This window comes from Clostridium nitrophenolicum, assembly GCF_055391695.1.
Genome location: NZ_AP042469.1, coordinates 3,466,213 through 3,483,455, shown reverse-complemented (window position 1 = coordinate 3,483,455; position 17,243 = coordinate 3,466,213). Strand labels below are relative to the sequence as shown.

Here is a 17,243-nt window from a genome sequence, read left to right as displayed (position 1 = left end):
CTCCTTTTATGGGGCGACAGAATTAATTATTTTACCCGTACTTTTTAATTTAACTTCAACATTTACCTCTGTTTTTATATTTGGATATATATTATCCCATTTTGATTCGATTTTCTTCCATTCCCTAGGTAAATTCTTATGAATTTTATCACCAAAGCCAACAATATCTGTTTTATAATCTTTTTGAATCTTTTCAAGACAGTCATTAACTTCTTTTTTTATTTCAATTGCAAATCCCTCTTCAAGTGCTTTGATAGTTTCAGGTGAATTTATATTTACACCTTTATCATTTTCAAGTACTGATCCTTCTTCCTGAATATATAAAGATATAATAATTTCTCCATTTACCATTTTAGGTTTTATTTTTACTTTTGATTTTACTATTTGTTGGCTTATACTTTCACTGGCTGTACCTGGATAGCCAGATAAGAGAACGCCTCTACCAATTTGATTAGTCATCCACAAAAGTCCTCTAGTCTCATTCATATTAAGCCACCCAACCAGTTTATCTTGCTTAAAAACTCCACAGCCATTATATCCTATGTCACCAGATTCTCCTTCATTCTTTTCTTTTATTTCAAGTTCTGTAACCACTGGTGATGTTGTTTTGCTTGAAAGCTTCATCATGAAGGTATGTAAAGTCTCTGTCGGCACGGTGGCCATATAATTGCCAATGGTTATAAGATTAACTAAATAATCAGCAGGTATTGCTGAAGCATCAACTTTTTTGTTAAGAATATCAGATGCCTTTCCTTTGCAGGCCAAAATCCAACCGCTGGCACGAAATTCGTAGGATCTAAATATACCATCAATAAATGAGTTAACGCCTTCCTTTGCTAAATCCTCTCCAATGACATAAATCCTATTGTGTTGAATTTCAGGTATTTTACTTGTTCTTTGATTATATTTTACTAATGAGTCTGTTATTGAATTTGCTGTTATTGAAACTACGTGAACATTATTTTTATTACTTCCAGGCTTTACAGGCGTAGATATACGTTCAGGTATTATACTTTGAAATGTAACAATTATTTTACCCTTTTCATCTGATTTATCAATACCAACTGCAGAAACTAATTCTCTTTGATTAACTTCATAGGAATCCCAACATCCTGTTAGGTTTATGGTAGATAAAACTAGCGCTATTAAAAAAATGAACTTCTTTTTCATTTTTGTTCATCACCAACCTTACCATTACTGGGATCAGGTTTACTGTTATTAGAAACACGCTGAGATTCTTTCCATACTATTGAACTAGGTCTTGTTTTCATTAACCACCATGGAACTCTTAGAATAAAATCCTTCATACCTTTAAAATTAAAAGGCATAATTGGTGAAAAATATGGAACTCCAAAAGAACGTAAAGAAGCAAGGTGAATTATCATAAATATGTAACACCATATCACTCCAAATAACCCTAATACACCTCCAGCTATGATAAACGGAAATCTTAGCAATGTAATAGGATCAATTTGTGGTGGTAATAAAAAACTCATCATACCACTTAATGACATTACTATAATCATTAAAGGGCTTACTAATCCAGCAGTAACTGCAACCTCACCCATAATTAGAGCGCCAACTATGCTTATTGCCTGACCTACTGCACGGGGCATACGTACGCCAGCTTCTTTAATTACCTCAAATATAATTCCCATAAAGAGCCCTTCTACAACAGCAGGAAAAGGGATTTTCTCTCTTGTTGTTGATATTACAAGCATAAGATTCTGTGGTATAAAAGAAGGATGGAAAGTTGTTATAGCAACAAAAACTGCAGGAGCAAAAATAGTGAAATGAAAGGCTATTGTTCTTAATAGCCTAATTTGTGTTACTAAAAATGGTGCAGAATAATAATCCTCAGTGACCTGTAGACCTTCCACAAAAAGAAATGGCACAGTTAGTGCTATTGGTGTACCTTCTGTGAGAATACCAATCCTGCCCTCCAGTATTTTTGCTGCAAATTTGTCAGGCACTTCTGTATTTCCAACTGTAGGAAATACAGAAAAGGGAGAATCTTTAATAAATTCTTCAATGTACCCAGACTCAAGAATAGCATCAATATTTATAGATTTTAATCTATTCCTTACTTCTTCTAGAATTTTAATATTTGCAATGTCCTTTAAATATACAATACATATTTTAGTTCTAGTCCTTTTGCCAATAATCATCTCTTCTATTTTTAAATCAGAATTTTTTATTTTTCTTCTAACAAGTGATGTATTTACACTCATTGTTTCTGTAAAACTTTCACGAGGTCCCCTTACTGTATTTTCAGTTTGTGGTAGATCAACTCCTCTATGCTCCCAGGCTTGCGTTCCTAATTCAAGCGCAGTACCTTCTTTATCTAGAAAAAGAACTGCATTACCATTTAATATTCCATCTACAGCTGCCTCTATAGTAGACACTTCTCTTATCTTATTGCTGCTTATTGCATAATTTTTAATATTTTCTAAGTTAATGTCATAATCAATAGGAATTTTGCGGATTTCCCACATTAAATTCTCAAGTATATTTTTGTTTACTGCGCTTGTTTCGCTTAAGCCTTCCATGCTAACAACCAATGCTTTCACATTATTTTGACCTATTAAAAACTGGCGAATATTTATATCTATATCATTTTGAAAAATACTCTTAATTTTTTCGAAATTATCTTTAATATTTTTTGAAATAGGAGTAGGGAGTGGTTCGTTACTAATGGTTTCTTCATAATTTTTAGGGTCATTAATTATTTTAAAATAGTTAAGCTTTCTTAAAAGTTTATCTAACATAGATATCACCTATTAAACTTATAAATTTATAATTATGTGTATTTAGTATTACCTATATTTCGTATAAATATATTAATTTTTACTCGTTGTGCTAGTCACTAGCATCATTTGCAAATAGAAAAACTCCAGTCTATCAACAGGATATCTATAATAAGAAAACATAATTAGCCTATATCTTAAATTACCGTGTAAAATAAGATATAGGCTTTATTTTATCCGATGTCTACCGCCACTGGATAACGGCTTCTAAGCTTCAGATGGAGTTTAAAACTCCACCTGAAGCTTAGAAGCCTGTTTATAAGATAAGATTCTCACTATATATTTTTAGATTTATTCTACTCCCTAAATAAGACTATATTAATAACTTAAACTTCTATTTTTTAAGTATAATCTAAAGGCTATTTCTTCCATTAAAGAAAATAAACTTGTTGTTATAAGGTAAATCCCAACAGCTATTGGGATTTTTATTGTTATTAGTATGCTGAAAATACTTGTCAGTATAAGGGTAGATTTTGGCATATTGTTATAAGAACTTACTTTTAAAAATGAAAAATATGAAAGTAAATTTGGACTTAAAGTAGTAAGTGCATATAATATAGGAAGAACAAAATAGCTATCTGGTAGCTTAATGCTTGTTACCCAAGGAATAATAATTGTTCCTGTATGAACAGGCATTTTTAAAATTACACTGTATAATGTAAATATTATTGGAAGCTGCAGAAGACTTATCAAACATCCAAACATGCTTTTAGCACTTTGTTGATAGTGTTTTTGCAATTCTGATTCTAGTTTTTCTTTATTATTTTTATACCTCTCCTTTAACTCTTCAATCTTTTTAGATAAACCTTGTTGTTGCTGCATGCTTAATTTTTGCTTCATTGACATTGGTAGAAGAAGTGTTCTAACTAGTAGGGTCAGTAAAATTATTGCAACGCCCCAATCACCTGTTAAGTTAAAGAAATAGTCTAGCGATGTATTTAATACACTGGAAATGATGTTCATATTATCTCTCCTTATGTTATATTTTTATTGATAGAACACCTTCTCTTTTAAAATTCAACACAAAACCGCCATACCTCATATTTTTCAAAAGATATATAGTCTTTCCTCATCATGAGTTTCCGAAAGTTTAAAGCCTTACAATAAACCTTTTTTACAAATTGAAAATTAAAATTCCTAACAAGTTGTTTTATTGAATAAATAGCATAGGAAAAAATGCTTGTAAAGAAAACAACTATAAAAAACAAATGAAATATATTTATAATATCTTGCTCCATAATTATCTACTCCATACTTTTAGATTATTCATCGTTATATCACTTATGTGAACTGATAATAAATAATTATAAGGATATAACGCTATATTAATAATTTAATCATATTATATAGTTTGCATTAACTCTAAACATAGTATAAATCTTTTTAAGTTATTTGTAAATAAGCAATTACAATAACGCTCAATATAATATTCATATTCCAGATACTATTACATCAATATAGACAAAATTTAATAATATTTTTAAAGAAACTTAATAAAGTTGCGATAAATATAAAATAAGGTACCTATTTTAAGTACAATGACGAAGGAGTGGTAGAATGCGTATAAAACAGAAAATTCCAATGTTTATAGGGGCACTTATTTTAATTACAATGTTAATATCTTGTTCAGTGGTATACTATCAAGTATCCACAAAACTTTATGATGCCAGTCAAACTGAAATGAAATCCATATCTAAAAGTTCTACAGAAACTATATCTGTAATGCTTGAAAAAGAAAGTACAGATATAGAGGGACTGTCTAACAAAAAATCAATTGTTGAACTTCTTCAACTTCATAATAGTTCTTATGATTCTGAAGTCTATAAAACTGCTGCTGAAAGCGTTAATAAAGAATTAGATGAATATGTAAAAAAGCAGGGCAATGTAGAACATACTTTTATAGTAAATAATAAAGGAATTATAATAGCGGACAGCGATAGAAAACTTATTAATCAAAATATATCAGATAGAAACTATAATAAAGAAGCTTTAAAAGGCAAAACAGCAATTAGTGAGACGCTAACTTCAAAATCAAGCGGCGCACAAATTATAGTGGTGACTAGTCCAATAATAATAAATGGAACAATTTATGGATATTCTGCTTCTGCAGTGAGGGCAGAAAGTTTTTCTAAATATTTTAAAGATATAAAAATAGCAGGGGCAAGCAGTAGCTATGCTTATTTAGTAGATGAAAAAGGAAATATAATTTCCCATCCGACTAAAGAAAAAATAGGTAAGCCAGTAGAAAATGATAAGATAAAAGAGGTTGTAAAAAAAGTACAAAGTGGTGAAAAGTTAAATGACGGCATGATTGAATACTTATTTAGCGGAAAAGAAAAGGTCTCTTATTATGAAATAATACCAGGTGTAAATTGGACATTTGTCTTATCAGCAGATAAATCTGATATAATTTCTGGTGCTAGAAAAGTAACTTTTATGATAATAGCCATCATGATTGGAATAGCTTTGGCGGCAATTTTAATATCCAGTATTATATCAAAGAAAATAACAGATCCTATAGAAAAGGTTACTGAGATTGTAGACAAAACTTGTAAGCTTGATTTAACATATTATAAAGAGTACGAATATCTTTATAATTATAAAGATGAAATAGGCGATATATTTAGAGCTATTGCTAATATGAGAAAAATATTGAGAAGAGTAATAGAAGATTTATCGGTAGTTTCAAACAATGTAAGTAGTAATGCAGCCTTTGTACAGAAGCTTACAGAGGAATTAAGAGGATACGCACAAGAAACTTCAACAGAAGCTGAAAATTTATCAGCCGCTATGGAGGAGACTGCAGCTACAACGGAAGAAATCTCTGCAGCCTCTGGAGAGATGGTGAATGCTGTAGCATCTATGGCTGGAAAGGCAGAAAGAGGATCCGAAAGTTCTAACGATATTTCAAAAAGAGCTGAAAGCTTAAAAGAGACTTCCGTTAAATCTATAAAAGAAGCGGAGAATATCTATAGTAACGTAAAAGCTGATCTTGAGATGGCTATAGAAGGCAGTAAAGCAGTAAATAAAATAAATGAACTTACAGAAGGTATACTTAACATTACAAGCCAAACAAACTTGTTAGCTTTAAATGCGGCTATTGAAGCAGCTAGAGCCGGAGAAGCTGGAAAGGGATTTGCAGTAGTCGCCGATGAAGTTAGAAAGCTTGCAGAGGAGTCTGCAGCTACCGCTGGTAATATACAAAATGTTGTAGGTACAGTAGAGAGTTCTGTAAAGAAGCTGATAGAAAGTTCCGTAAGTATACTAAATTTTGTTGAAAAAACTGTAACAAAAGAATATAAAAATATGGTAGACGTAGCTAATCAGTACAATACTGATGCAGATGATATAAATGAATTTATGATGGATTTTAGTGCCGTTGCAGAGGAGTTAAATGCTTCAATTGAAGGAATAGTAAAAGCTATAAATGAAACAGCTTCTACTGTAAATGATAGTGCTGAAGGAGTGCAGAATATAACTGAAAAAGCTGCAAATATATTTGAAAAGCTTCAGAAGGTAAATGAAAATGCAGTAGAAAATATAAAGAGTGTAGATAGACTAGAGGAAGTTATAAAAGAATTTAAGATTTAGTGCATTTATAGATATCCAACTTGAGTGCTTGACTTATCAGCGGTATTCATAGGGGTACTTTGGTTAAGTCAATTATCGAAGTTGGATATCTATATAGATAAACCAACTCCATGATTGACTTATTCAAAATATTATAGTGATTTCTGCACAGACTAAAGTTAAGTAAAACTTAGTTAGGAGAGGTTACTATGGGTAGAAGAGGTATGGAAATTGAATCATTATATGGATTCACAACAGAAGAACTTAAGAAAATAAGAAATTCACATGAAGATGAATTTGCTAGAAATGTATTAACTGCTGTGATTATGCGCTACGAGGGTTTTAGTACCATAAAAATTGGCCGATTCTTATTAAAGTCTAAACAAACAGTTATAGACTATATAAAAAGATGGAATTCTAGGGGCTTAAAGGCATTAGAAAATCATCGTGGAGGTTCAGAGGGAACTTTTAGTGCTGAGATGTTGGATGATCTAATAAATACTGTATTACACACACGGCCTAATGATTTTGGATTTATAGGTAACGTATGGACCTGTCCTCTTCTTGTAGAGTACATTTATCAAAACTATGGCGAAAAGTACTCTAAGGAATATATAAGAATATTGTTAAAACGAAATAATCTTAGCTATAAAAGAGCGCAGCGCAAGCCGACTAAGGCTGATAAGGTTGAACAAAAAACCTTTTTAAAAAATGAAAACCCTTCTAATTTCTGTAGAAAACTCTTCTGAGTGTGTATTTTATGCCATGGATGAAACTGGTCTTAGGACGGAGTCTGATATTCGTAGAACGTGGAGTCTCGTAGGAATATCCCCTGTTTTAGAGAGCAACAATTGCCATGAAGGACTTAACCTAATAGGTGCTACTGAAATTACTAAAAACTTTGATACTGTCATAGATGCCTATTCGGCAAAACAAGTAATTACCTCTGAAGAAGTGAAATTGTTTCTTAAGCGACTACTTGATATCAATGTAGGTAAAAAAGTATATGTTCTATTAGATAATGCGGGATTTCATGTTAGTAAGGCTATGCAGGCTTTCGCCGAAACTCATAGAGGTGAGTTGTTTTTAATAAATACTCCTAGATATTCTCCTAAGCTAAATCCTCAGGAGAATATCTGGAATAAATTAAAAAATTGCATGTTTAGTGCAAGTGCATATTTTTCTATTGATGAACTTTTTGAGTCAATCAAAATGGTTTATCATCATTTTAATGAACAAAAGGATATGATTAAGTCCTTAGTTTACGCTAAAAATTACTATAAATAAGTCTAGCTTTGAGTTTGTTTATCTATATAAAGCTTGTTAAATTTAATATTTCTTATGTAATTAGTAAACTTAAAAGCAGATTGTGAACTTTAATTCACAATCTGCTTTATTTTTATTTACATTACATATAAATGTTACTTAAGGATTCTATAAATTTAAATTGTATACAATGTGCAAACCTCTATATGTTAAAAACATATGAATAGATATATGACAGCATTTTAACTTTAATTAAATATTGAAGTTATTTATTATCACAATTTAACAATATAAAGATTATTTATGATAAATCGTGAAAAAAATTAAATTTTAGTAATTGTATACAAAAAACAAGAATATATATTTGTATACAATTAATTAATGATTTATGGGGGTATCAATTATGATGAATAAACCTTATGTAGTAGTTGAGTGGAACGACACTGAGACAAAGGCGGTAGGATGGCTATGTGCATATAATTTTGTAAACAACTATTGCGGAGGCGGAACAAGAATGCATCCAACAGTAACAAAAGAGGAGGTAATAAGATTAGCACATACAATGGCATATAAATATACAGCATGTGAATCTACTACTACAGGAGGCTGCAAAGGTGGCATTGCCTATGATTATAAAGCGCCAGATGCAAAAGATGTTCTTCGTCGTTATATAATTGCTATGGCACCTTACATTAAAGCTGGTGTTTCAATAGGCGGAGATCTTGGAGTGGACTATGGTGATGTTTTAGAGATACTGGATGAGATAGATATAGGCCTTCCGCAAACTAAAGCTATGAAGGCAGATCCAAAAATTCAGAAGGGGATAAAAGATCATGATGAAATGGTGGATATGCAATATGATGGCTTTTTAATGTATGACATGGTAACTGGATATGGAGTTGCCTTCTCTGCAGATGAGGCTTGGAAGTTTAAAAGTGGAAAAGCAGGAGCTCGCGTAGTAATTCAAGGTTTCGGATGCGTTGGCGCAAGTGCTGCAAAATGCCTTGATAAATTAGGTTACAAAATTGTAGGAATATCTGATGCAAATTGTCTAGTTACCTGTGAAGATGGTTTAGATATAGATAAGTTAATTGCTCATAAAAAACCAAAAGGAGAAATGGATTCAAGCTACTTTGAAAGTAATTATAAAGTACTTCCAAACAATGCATGGCTAGATGTAGATTGCGATATTCTCATACCAGCTGCATTAGAGGACGTTATAAATAGAGATAATGCTCATAAGGTAAGAGCTTCACTTATATGCGAGGCTGCTAATATTCCTATATCGCCAGAAGGAGATAAAATCATTGAAGAAAGAGATATAGATGTTGTTGTAGACTTTGTTGCTAATCTCGGTGCAATTAGATTTTATGATGCTATTATATTTGGTCTTATAGAAAAGGACCCTCAGGCTGCTGTTGATGATATAGAACAACTTTGTCGCAAAAATACAAGAAAAATATTTGAAGAAGCAAAAAAACAAGGAAAATCTCAACGTGAAGTAGCTATGGAGTTATTTGCGCCAACTATTATGGATACACCTGACATATAGGGATATTTAATGGAGGGATGGTTAATGGAAAAAACAATATTGCATGTAGAGAGCTGCAAAGGCTGCAGATACTGCATGAATTTCTGCCCTAAAGAAGCTATATCCATATCAAGCTATATTAATAAAAAAGGATATCAAGTTGTAGATGTAGATGAGAGCAAGTGTGTAAAATGTGGTATTTGCCACACAGTATGTCCTGATTATGTCTTTGAAATAGTGGAGGTGTAGAGTATGGTTAAAGAACTCATGAAGGGGAATGAAGCCATGGCTGAAGCAGCTATCAGAGCAGGCTGTCGCTTATTTGCAGGCTATCCTATAACTCCTCAAAGTGAAATACTTGAATATTTATCTTGGCGTATGCCTCAGGTAGGGGGCAAATTTGTACAAACAGAATCGGAAATTGCTGGAATATCAATGGTGTATGGTGGAGCAGCCGCTGGATTTAGAGTACTAACAAGCTCATCTGGTCCAGGATACAGCCTCCTTCAAGAAGGCATATCCTATATAGCATCTGCAGAACTTCCCTGCGTAATTATAAATGTTATGCGCTATGGCAGTGGCCTTGGTGATATATATCAAGGTCAAGGAGATTATTGGCAAACTGCAAAAAACGGAGGTCACAGCGATTATAGATGTCCAGTTTATGCTCCTGCATCTGTTCAGGAGGCAGCAGATCTAGTTTATTTTGCTTATGAAAAAGCAGAACAGTACAAAAACCCTGTAATTATTTTATCAGATTCCTCTATCAGTCAAATGATGGAACCTGTTGAACTAAAAGAAGCTATTGAGCATAATCCTGATAAATTTAGTTGGTCACTAAAAGGAAAAGGTGAAGATCCATTTAGGCGAATTACCTCAGTCATGTATTATAAAGAGGATTATGATGACTATATTAAACACAAATATGACACTATTGAAGAGAAGGAGCAGCTTTGGGAAGAATTCCAAATTAGCGATGCAGAAGTTGTTCTTGTTGCATATGGAATATCCTCAAGAGCATGTCAAGAAGCTGTAGAAATAGGCCGCGAAAAGGGACTAAAACTTGGACTTATAAGACCTATTACACTTTGGCCATACCCTAAAAAAGCCTTTAGAAATCTTAAAAATGTTAAAGCTCTATGTTCTGTTGAGCTTTCAGCTCTCGGCCAGATGGTGGAGGATGTTGCATTAGCTTGTAATATGAGAATATCAGTTTACAGTTATTTAGCAGGCAGTAAAGTGCCAGATGCTTCAAAGCTTATTGAAATTTGTTATGAAATACTTAATGGTTCAGTCAAGGAGGTGTATAGTGCATCATGTTAAAGAAAAAGTCAAGTTTACTTGTAGAAGATAACAAATACTGCCCTGGCTGCGGCCATGGGATTGTGAACCGATTAGTAGCAGAAGTTTTGGAGGAAATGGGTTTAGATAAAAAGGCTATTGGAGTTGTTGCAGTTGGATGTGCTTGCCTTATGATAGATACCTTTGGAGTTGACTGGATTCAAGCACAGCACGGTCGAGCAGCTGCAGTGGCTGCTGGAATAAAGAGATGCAGACCTGAAAATCCTGTATTCTCTTATCAAGGTGATGGAGATGCACTAGCTATAGGGTTCTCAGAAACTCTTTATGCAGCTATTAGAAATGAAAAAATTACTGTTATTTTTGTTAACAATGGAGTGTTTGGAATGACTGGCGGACAGATGGCCCCAACATCTTTAAATGGTCAAAAGACAACTACATCTCCTAAGGGAAGGGATGTTAATATTTCAGGAAATCCAGTTAACGTCATAGAATTTATGAAAACTCTTGATATTGCATATCTTGCTCGAGGATCTGTTATGGATGTTGCAGCTATTAATCGAACAAAGAAGTATATACGAAATGCCTTTGAAGCCCAAATATCAGGTGAAGGATATTCTTTTGTTGAGGTTCTCTCTCCTTGTCCGACAAATTGGGGATTAGCGCCAGTTAAATCACTTGAACACATTAAAAACAACGTTGCTAAAGTATATAACATAGGTGAATTTATAAAAAGGGGAGGTAGGAATAATGGCTGATATAATTTGCTCCGGCTTTGGCGGTCAGGGTGTTTTGACTACCGGATTAATTTTAGCAAAAACCGGTATGGACAATGGAAAAAATGTAACATGGATACCTTCCTATGGCTCTGAAATGCGTGGAGGTACTGCTAACTGTAATGTAAAAATAAACAGTAAGAAAATTTCAAGTCCTTTTGTAAAAAATATTGATATCCTCATTGCTATGAATGAGCCTTCAATAAGAAGATTCGAGAGTATGGTAAAGCCTGGTGGAGTAGTTATTTCAAATAAATCCATAATAACAAATTATAAATTCCGTCAAGATATTAAGGTTGTAGAAGTCTCCGTTACGGAAATTGCAGATAGACTTGAAAATCCTAGAGGTGCCAATATAGCAATAATAGGCGCAATGGCTGCAGCCACAACATTGTTTGATAAAGAGGTTATAAAAAGAGGCATTGAAAACTTCTTTATTGCAAAAGGAAAGAGCAATACGAAGAATATTATGTGCTTTGAAAAAGGATATGAAGATGCTGCCCAGTATATTGCTAAAGGTTAAGGTGGAGGTGGATTATGGATATTACCAAGTTGTTAAATCCACAGAAAGTATGTGTTGTTGGAGCCAGTGAAAAAGAGGGTTTTGGTGGAGACACTTGTAGAAATATAATAAAATACATGGATTTATCCAAAGTTTACTTTGTGAACCCAAAACGTGATTCTATATTTGGAGTAAAATGCTATAAAAGTATTTCGGAACTTCCAGAAAATATAGATCTCGTAGTAATATGTACACCAAAAACTACAGTAAATTCGCTTTTGAAAGAGGCTTCTGCTAAAGGAGCTAAAGGTGCAGTAGTCTTTGCCAGTGGATATTCTGAAGTGGGAACTGCAGAAGGACAGATGGAAGAGGAGGAACTTAAGAGCCTTTGCAGAGAATTAGATATAGCGCTTATGGGTCCAAATTGTGCAGGTTTTGTGAATTATTCCAGTAGTGTTAACTCTTTTGCATTCATATCTAATCATCGTGATAGAGGAGGCTCTGTTGGATTAATATCCCAGAGCGGGCAAATTTGTTTATCAATGATGGAAAGCCCAAATGTGAAATTTTCATATATCATATCTGCTGGAAATAGCTCAATAGTAGAAATAGAGGACTATCTTAATTATCTTGTTGATGATGACAATACAAGAGTTGTTGCAATTTATCTAGAAGGAATAAAGAATCCTAATAAATTTGAAGCTTCACTTAAAAAAGCTGCACTTAAGCGGAAGCCTGTTGTAATTTTAAAAGTAGGACGTTCGGAGAAGGGAGGATCCATTGCATCATCGCACACAGGAAGTCTAGCTGGAGCTGATAAGGTTTATGATGCTGTTTTTAAAAAGTTTGGTGTTATAAGAGTAGATGATATAGAGGAGCTTCTAGCGACATCATTAATGCTTTCAATATTACCTAAGTACCCTGAAATAGGAACCTTTGCCGCTATGAGTCTTTCCGGTGGAGAAACTGGAGTTTGTGCTGATCTTGGCTTTATGAGCGGGATAGAATATCCAGACTTTGAGCAGAGCACTATTGATAAGTTAAATAACATTTTGCCTTATTATGCTACTCCTAATAACCCCTTAGATATGACTGCCTCTCTATCCTATGACAGTGATTTATATGCAACAGCTTTAAGAACTGTAATGTCTGATCCTAATATAGGAATGGTTGTAATTGGTTATACACTTTTAGAAGAAATAGCAGATCCTGCAATACACTATATGGCAGAAGGTATGGAAAAAGTGTCCAAAGAGGATAAAGCTAAACCTATGGTAATGATGCCTTTTGTTGAGAATACTCGTAATCCAGAATATTGTGATAAGCTTGAAAATATAGGTGTACCGGTACTGCCTCCTACAGTATATGCATTTAAAATATTGCGCTACTTAGCAGACTTTGTGAATTATGATCCAGGAAAGGTGGAGCTTTCTCTAGCAATTTCAAGCTGTAAAATAGGGAATACAGAAGTGCTGACTGAATATGAGAGTAAAAATATTTTAAAGAACTATGGTATACCTGTTCCGCAAGAAAAAGTAGCTGTAAACGCTGATGAAGCTGTTAAATTTGCTAATAGTATTGGATATCCTGTAGTTATGAAGATTGACTCTAAAGACATTCTTCACAAATCTGATATAGGAGCAGTGAAATTAAGAGTCAAATCCGAAAATGAGGTTAGATGTGCCTTTGCTGAGATAATAGATAGCGTAAAAAAACATAAACCAGATGCTAGGATAGGAGGTATATTAGTTCAGGAAATGAGGGAACCTGGCTTAGAAGTAATAATAGGTGTAAATAATGATCCACAGTTTGGACCTTGTGTACTCTGTGGCCTTGGAGGAATATTTGTCGAAGTATTTAACGATAGTTCATTGTGTCCTGCACCGGTTTCTAAAAGTGAGGCACTTAACATGCTTAACTCTTTAAAGGCATCCAAATTATTCAAAGGGTATCGAGGCAAACCTGAGCTAGATATTGAAGCGCTGGCAGATGCTATTGTAAATATATCTCATTTTGCTTGCGATTACAAGGATAGTCTCAAGGAGTTAGATATTAATCCAATTTTTGTTTATGAAAAGGGGATTTGTGCCGTAGATGCTTTGATAGTAAAAAAATAAATATAATATTATGAGGGGATGGTAAATGGTGAGTAAGTCCAAAAAATATTTAACACTTTTTGCTCTATCTTTAAGTGGAGGCTCAATATATTTTTTACCTTATTTAAAATACGTATTCTACGATCCTGTATTAGCTGTTATGAAGATTAATAACGAACAGATGGGATTTTTGCTTACACTATATGCAGTAGGATGCATAATTCTTTATATTCCAGGTGGATTTCTCGCTGATAGACTCTCCGCAAAAAAGTCACTTATACTGTCATTGCTTGGTACTACAGTGTTAAGCCTTATATATGCTTTCACTTTTAATTATTTTCTTGCAGAAGTTATTTGGATGTTACTTGCTATTACTACTGGGTTTGTATTTTGGTCTTCACTTATAAAAGCTATACGTCTTATTGGAGATGAAGGGGAACAGGGACGCATCTTTGGTCTTTACTATGCAGGTAACGGTGCTACTGCAGCAATTGTCAATGCCATATCCCTTTGGATATTCTCTCGTTATACTGATCAGGTTGCTGGCTTAAGAGCAGCTATACTAGTAGGCTCAGCAGCGGCAACCATAGCAGCAATTTTAGTTTTCTTGTTCTTTAAGGAAGATGACTCAAAAGATGTTTCAACCAGTGAAGAAGAAAAGTTTCACTTTAAAGATATTGGTGGGCTATTGAAGAATCCTTTACTTTGGTTTATTGCATTTACAATTTTCTGCACTTATGGTCTCTACACCAGCGGATCTTATTTCAATCCATATCTTACAAATGTCATAGGAGTACCTGTTGAGGGAGCTAGTGCACTAGGTATTGTTAGGACTTATGTATTTATGCTCATATGTGCTCCAATCGGAGGATATATGGCAGATAAGATGAAGTCTACTTCAAAGTGGTTTATGATTTGCTTCGCTATACTTATAGCCCTTTATTTGACAGTTCTGATGCTTCCAAAAGGATCAAATCCTACTTTTGTAATTATTTTATCGCTGCTTCCAGGCGCAGTTTCACTTATGATGTATGGGATTATGTATTCAACTATTGAAGAATGCCGTATTCCTCGTCATCTAACTGGTACCGTTGTCGGCCTTGCTTCAATAATAGGATATTTGCCAGATTTTCTTTTTAACACTATGTTTGGAAATTGGATGGATAGGTTTGGAGATGGAGGATACAGATATATATTTATATTTTTAGCTGGATTAGGTGTACTTGGATTTATTCTATCCTTCCTAATCAGAAAAAGAACAAAGAATATGCAGCCAATTTCTAAAGGTAAAACTTTTGAAGGATAAGAGTTATTATTCTTATAGATATATTTAAAAATATAACACAAATTATTGGAATTAATTGGAAAAATATATTATAATATAATCTAGTAATATCTTCTCATGATTAAATTAGTGCTTTAGCAGGGAAGTTAATACTGTAATAAAATTTAACTTCCCTATAGAGCACAGTAATATATGTGGTATCACAATTGGAGGAAGAGAATAATGGAACACAAGTCTCTTAAAGATCATGTGTATGAATATATATCACATAAGATCCAAAAAGGTGAGTTTTTGCCAAATGAAAGAATAACAGAAATAGAAATATGCAATGAGATGGGGGTTAGTCGTACTCCGGCACGAGAAGCGCTTATTCAACTTGCCTCTGACAACTTATTAGAAAAAATACCTTACAAGGGTTTTATAGTTAAGCAATTTGATAAAGATCAAAAGCTTGAAATATATGAGGTAACAGCAGTTTTAGATGGTTTAGCTGGTAAATTAGCAGTACAGCACATTAGTGACGAAGATATAATGCTTATGCAAGAATTAACTGAAAAAATGGATATAGCTATTAAATATCGCAATTATAAGGAATATGCAAAACTTCAAAATGAATTTCATGATGTTTATATAAACAAATGTGGAAATGGCACTCTCATCAGCATGTTGAATTCACTTAGATTTAACTTTAATCCACAGACATACGTAAGTGATGATATTGAGAAACTTTTCAGAATGCTAGGTTATTGTAATAATGAGCATAAAGAGTTAGTGGAGTATATGAAAAGAAGAGATGGAATTGGTACAGAAAGTGTTTTAAAAAAACATTGGACGACCTTAGATCATAGTCTAATTTAACTTTGAAAAAGAAATAGTATGATTGCATTAACTTTTTGTATACAAAAACTCAAAATAGTGCAAAATATAGGTGTAAAAGACCGAAAATTGCCCCCTATAAAGTAGATACAGATAAAAATCTGTAGAATTACTTTATAGGGGTTTTCATTTTTGTGTATAATAGTATGTAGCAAATATTTGATTGCACTTTACGAAAGAGGGAAATTTATGAAGCACTTATTTATTATTAATCCAAAGGCAGGTAAAGAAAAAGCACTTCAGCTAATACCTAAAATTGAGAAGGAATTTAAAAATACTAATGAAGAATTTATAATTGAGATAACAGAAAGGGCAGGACATGCTACAGAGTTAGTAAGAAAATATGTCAATAGGGAAAATTACAGAGTCTATGCTGTTGGAGGAGATGGAACACTGAACGAAGTGTTGAATGGAATGGTTAATAGCGAAAGCTGTCTTGGCGTTATTCCAAGTGGCAGCGGAAATGATTTTATTAGAAGCTTATATAAAGGGAAGCTGCCTAGAAATATAATAAGAGATACTATAAATGGAGATATAAAACCAATTGATTTAGCAAAGGTTGATGACAGATATTTTATAAATATTTCATCTATAGGAATTGATGCTGAAGTTGTAAATAATGCAAAGAGTATAAAAAGATATCCATTTATATCAGGGAAAATAGCATATATACTTAGTGCCATTATTACAATATTTATGTATAAGTATAGAGATATTCAGCTAACAATTGATAGTAAAGAGATAAAAATAAAAAATACTCTATTAGCGCTGGCAAATGGAAAGTATTACGGTGGAGGCATGAAGGTAGCTCCAGATGCAGATCCGCAAGATGGGTTATTTGATATTTGTACCATTGAAAAGTTGAGTAGAGCAAAAATGTTTATACTATTTCCAAAGCTTATTAAGGGTGAGCATCATCAAATAGAAGAGGTTACTTTTTATAAAGGCAAAAAGGTAACAATAAATTCTAAAGAAGAAGTTACTGTGAATATAGATGGGGAAATAGTAAAAAGAAAGAATGTTACTTTTGAGATAATACCAGGAGGAGTAAAATTTATAATACCATAAATTTAGTTTTTATAGAGTTACTAGGTCGAAAGTCAACATATCCCTCTGTATAAGTTGACTTTCTAGTTAGTTTCCCTATAGATAGGGGTACAAAGTCGAAAATTGATTTATATAAATAGGTACTAACAAGGAGAAAGATTTCTAACTTAGGAAAATCTTAATAATTT

General features: G+C 33.1%; 15 protein-coding genes. 12 read left to right on the top strand and 3 right to left on the bottom strand.

What is annotated here, in order from left to right; all coding sequences use genetic code 11:
• Positions 1–6: 6 nt before the first annotated feature.
• From ACZ5N4_RS16635 to ACZ5N4_RS16625, 3 genes are all read right to left on the bottom strand, one after another.
• On the bottom strand, positions 7–1,170 hold the full coding sequence (locus ACZ5N4_RS16635) for a Ger(x)C family spore germination protein (RefSeq protein ID WP_464203615.1): 1,164 nt from the start codon (positions 1,168–1,170) through the stop codon (positions 7–9).
• Positions 1,167–2,768 carry a spore germination protein gene (locus ACZ5N4_RS16630; RefSeq protein ID WP_464203614.1) on the bottom strand — a complete coding sequence of 534 codons (1,602 nt, stop codon included), beginning with the start codon at positions 2,766–2,768 and terminating at the stop codon, positions 1,167–1,169. The genes ACZ5N4_RS16635 and ACZ5N4_RS16630 overlap by 4 nt, the downstream gene beginning before the upstream one ends.
• Positions 2,769–3,125: 357 nt before the next feature.
• The gene (locus tag ACZ5N4_RS16625) at positions 3,126–3,770 is read right to left on the bottom strand and encodes a YidC/Oxa1 family membrane protein insertase (protein WP_464203613.1); all 645 of its coding nucleotides are present in this window, start codon (positions 3,768–3,770) and stop codon (positions 3,126–3,128) included.
• Positions 3,771–4,364: 594 nt separating this feature from the next.
• Here ACZ5N4_RS16625 and ACZ5N4_RS16620 point away from each other — a divergent pair.
• The 12 genes from ACZ5N4_RS16620 to ACZ5N4_RS16565 all read left to right on the top strand — a co-directional run bounded on the left by ACZ5N4_RS16620 (position 4,365) and on the right by ACZ5N4_RS16565 (position 17,076).
• Positions 4,365–6,398, top strand: coding sequence for a methyl-accepting chemotaxis protein (locus ACZ5N4_RS16620; protein WP_464203612.1), 2,034 nt, complete (start codon positions 4,365–4,367; stop codon positions 6,396–6,398).
• 188 nt (positions 6,399–6,586) lie between these two features.
• Positions 6,587–7,126, top strand: coding sequence for a helix-turn-helix domain-containing protein (locus ACZ5N4_RS16615; RefSeq protein WP_464203245.1), 540 nt, complete (start codon positions 6,587–6,589; stop codon positions 7,124–7,126).
• Positions 7,089–7,664: a transposase gene (locus ACZ5N4_RS16610; protein ID WP_464203244.1), complete on the top strand. Its 576-nt coding sequence runs from the start codon at positions 7,089–7,091 to the stop codon at positions 7,662–7,664. The genes ACZ5N4_RS16615 and ACZ5N4_RS16610 overlap by 38 nt, the downstream gene beginning before the upstream one ends.
• Positions 7,665–8,046: 382 nt before the next feature.
• Positions 8,047–9,195: a Glu/Leu/Phe/Val family dehydrogenase gene (locus ACZ5N4_RS16605; RefSeq protein WP_464203611.1), complete on the top strand. Its 1,149-nt coding sequence runs from the start codon at positions 8,047–8,049 to the stop codon at positions 9,193–9,195.
• A gap of 24 nt (positions 9,196–9,219) precedes the next feature.
• Positions 9,220–9,423 carry a 4Fe-4S dicluster domain-containing protein gene (locus tag ACZ5N4_RS16600; RefSeq protein WP_464203610.1) on the top strand — a complete coding sequence of 68 codons (204 nt, stop codon included), beginning with the start codon at positions 9,220–9,222 and terminating at the stop codon, positions 9,421–9,423.
• Positions 9,424–9,426: 3 nt separating this feature from the next.
• Positions 9,427–10,497: a 3-methyl-2-oxobutanoate dehydrogenase subunit VorB gene (vorB, locus tag ACZ5N4_RS16595; RefSeq protein WP_464203609.1), complete on the top strand. Its 1,071-nt coding sequence runs from the start codon at positions 9,427–9,429 to the stop codon at positions 10,495–10,497.
• Positions 10,491–11,231, top strand: a complete 741-nt coding sequence (locus ACZ5N4_RS16590) for a thiamine pyrophosphate-dependent enzyme (RefSeq protein ID WP_464203608.1) — start codon at positions 10,491–10,493, stop codon at positions 11,229–11,231. Before vorB ends, ACZ5N4_RS16590 begins: the two co-directional genes overlap by 7 nt.
• Positions 11,224–11,772, top strand: coding sequence for a 2-oxoacid:acceptor oxidoreductase family protein (locus ACZ5N4_RS16585; protein ID WP_464203607.1), 549 nt, complete (start codon positions 11,224–11,226; stop codon positions 11,770–11,772). The genes ACZ5N4_RS16590 and ACZ5N4_RS16585 overlap by 8 nt, the downstream gene beginning before the upstream one ends.
• 14 nt (positions 11,773–11,786) lie before the next feature.
• Positions 11,787–13,868: an acetate--CoA ligase family protein gene (locus ACZ5N4_RS16580; RefSeq protein WP_464203606.1), complete on the top strand. Its 2,082-nt coding sequence runs from the start codon at positions 11,787–11,789 to the stop codon at positions 13,866–13,868.
• Positions 13,869–13,893: 25 nt separating this feature from the next.
• A complete protein-coding gene (locus ACZ5N4_RS16575; protein WP_464203605.1) occupies positions 13,894–15,153 on the top strand; it encodes an MFS transporter in 1,260 nt (419 codons plus the stop codon).
• Between the two features lie 201 nt (positions 15,154–15,354).
• Positions 15,355–15,990: a GntR family transcriptional regulator gene (locus ACZ5N4_RS16570; RefSeq protein ID WP_464203604.1), complete on the top strand. Its 636-nt coding sequence runs from the start codon at positions 15,355–15,357 to the stop codon at positions 15,988–15,990.
• A 207-nt stretch (positions 15,991–16,197) separates the two neighbouring features.
• Complete coding sequence (locus tag ACZ5N4_RS16565; protein ID WP_464203602.1) at positions 16,198–17,076, top strand: diacylglycerol/lipid kinase family protein; 879 nt, start codon at positions 16,198–16,200, stop codon at positions 17,074–17,076.
• Positions 17,077–17,243 lie beyond the last annotated feature (167 nt).

Excerpts from the sequence above, each read along its gene's own strand:
- ACZ5N4_RS16630 (WP_464203614.1), bottom strand. The coding sequence starts at position 2,768 with ATGTTAGATAAACTTTTAAGAAAGCTTAACTATTTTAAAATAATTAAT.
- ACZ5N4_RS16570 (WP_464203604.1), top strand. The coding sequence starts at position 15,355 with ATGGAACACAAGTCTCTTAAAGATCATGTGTATGAATATATATCACAT.
- ACZ5N4_RS16620 (WP_464203612.1), top strand. The coding sequence starts at position 4,365 with ATGCGTATAAAACAGAAAATTCCAATGTTTATAGGGGCACTTATTTTA.
- ACZ5N4_RS16585 (WP_464203607.1), top strand. The coding sequence starts at position 11,224 with ATGGCTGATATAATTTGCTCCGGCTTTGGCGGTCAGGGTGTTTTGACT.
- ACZ5N4_RS16565 (WP_464203602.1), top strand. The coding sequence starts at position 16,198 with ATGAAGCACTTATTTATTATTAATCCAAAGGCAGGTAAAGAAAAAGCA.
- ACZ5N4_RS16625 (WP_464203613.1), bottom strand. The coding sequence starts at position 3,770 with ATGAACATCATTTCCAGTGTATTAAATACATCGCTAGACTATTTCTTT.
- vorB (WP_464203609.1), top strand. The coding sequence starts at position 9,427 with ATGGTTAAAGAACTCATGAAGGGGAATGAAGCCATGGCTGAAGCAGCT.
- ACZ5N4_RS16635 (WP_464203615.1), bottom strand. The coding sequence starts at position 1,170 with ATGAAAAAGAAGTTCATTTTTTTAATAGCGCTAGTTTTATCTACCATA.
- ACZ5N4_RS16580 (WP_464203606.1), top strand. The coding sequence starts at position 11,787 with ATGGATATTACCAAGTTGTTAAATCCACAGAAAGTATGTGTTGTTGGA.
- ACZ5N4_RS16575 (WP_464203605.1), top strand. The coding sequence starts at position 13,894 with ATGGTGAGTAAGTCCAAAAAATATTTAACACTTTTTGCTCTATCTTTA.
- ACZ5N4_RS16605 (WP_464203611.1), top strand. The coding sequence starts at position 8,047 with ATGATGAATAAACCTTATGTAGTAGTTGAGTGGAACGACACTGAGACA.
- ACZ5N4_RS16610 (WP_464203244.1), top strand. The coding sequence starts at position 7,089 with ATGAAAACCCTTCTAATTTCTGTAGAAAACTCTTCTGAGTGTGTATTT.
- ACZ5N4_RS16600 (WP_464203610.1), top strand. The coding sequence starts at position 9,220 with ATGGAAAAAACAATATTGCATGTAGAGAGCTGCAAAGGCTGCAGATAC.
- ACZ5N4_RS16615 (WP_464203245.1), top strand. The coding sequence starts at position 6,587 with ATGGGTAGAAGAGGTATGGAAATTGAATCATTATATGGATTCACAACA.
- ACZ5N4_RS16590 (WP_464203608.1), top strand. The coding sequence starts at position 10,491 with ATGTTAAAGAAAAAGTCAAGTTTACTTGTAGAAGATAACAAATACTGC.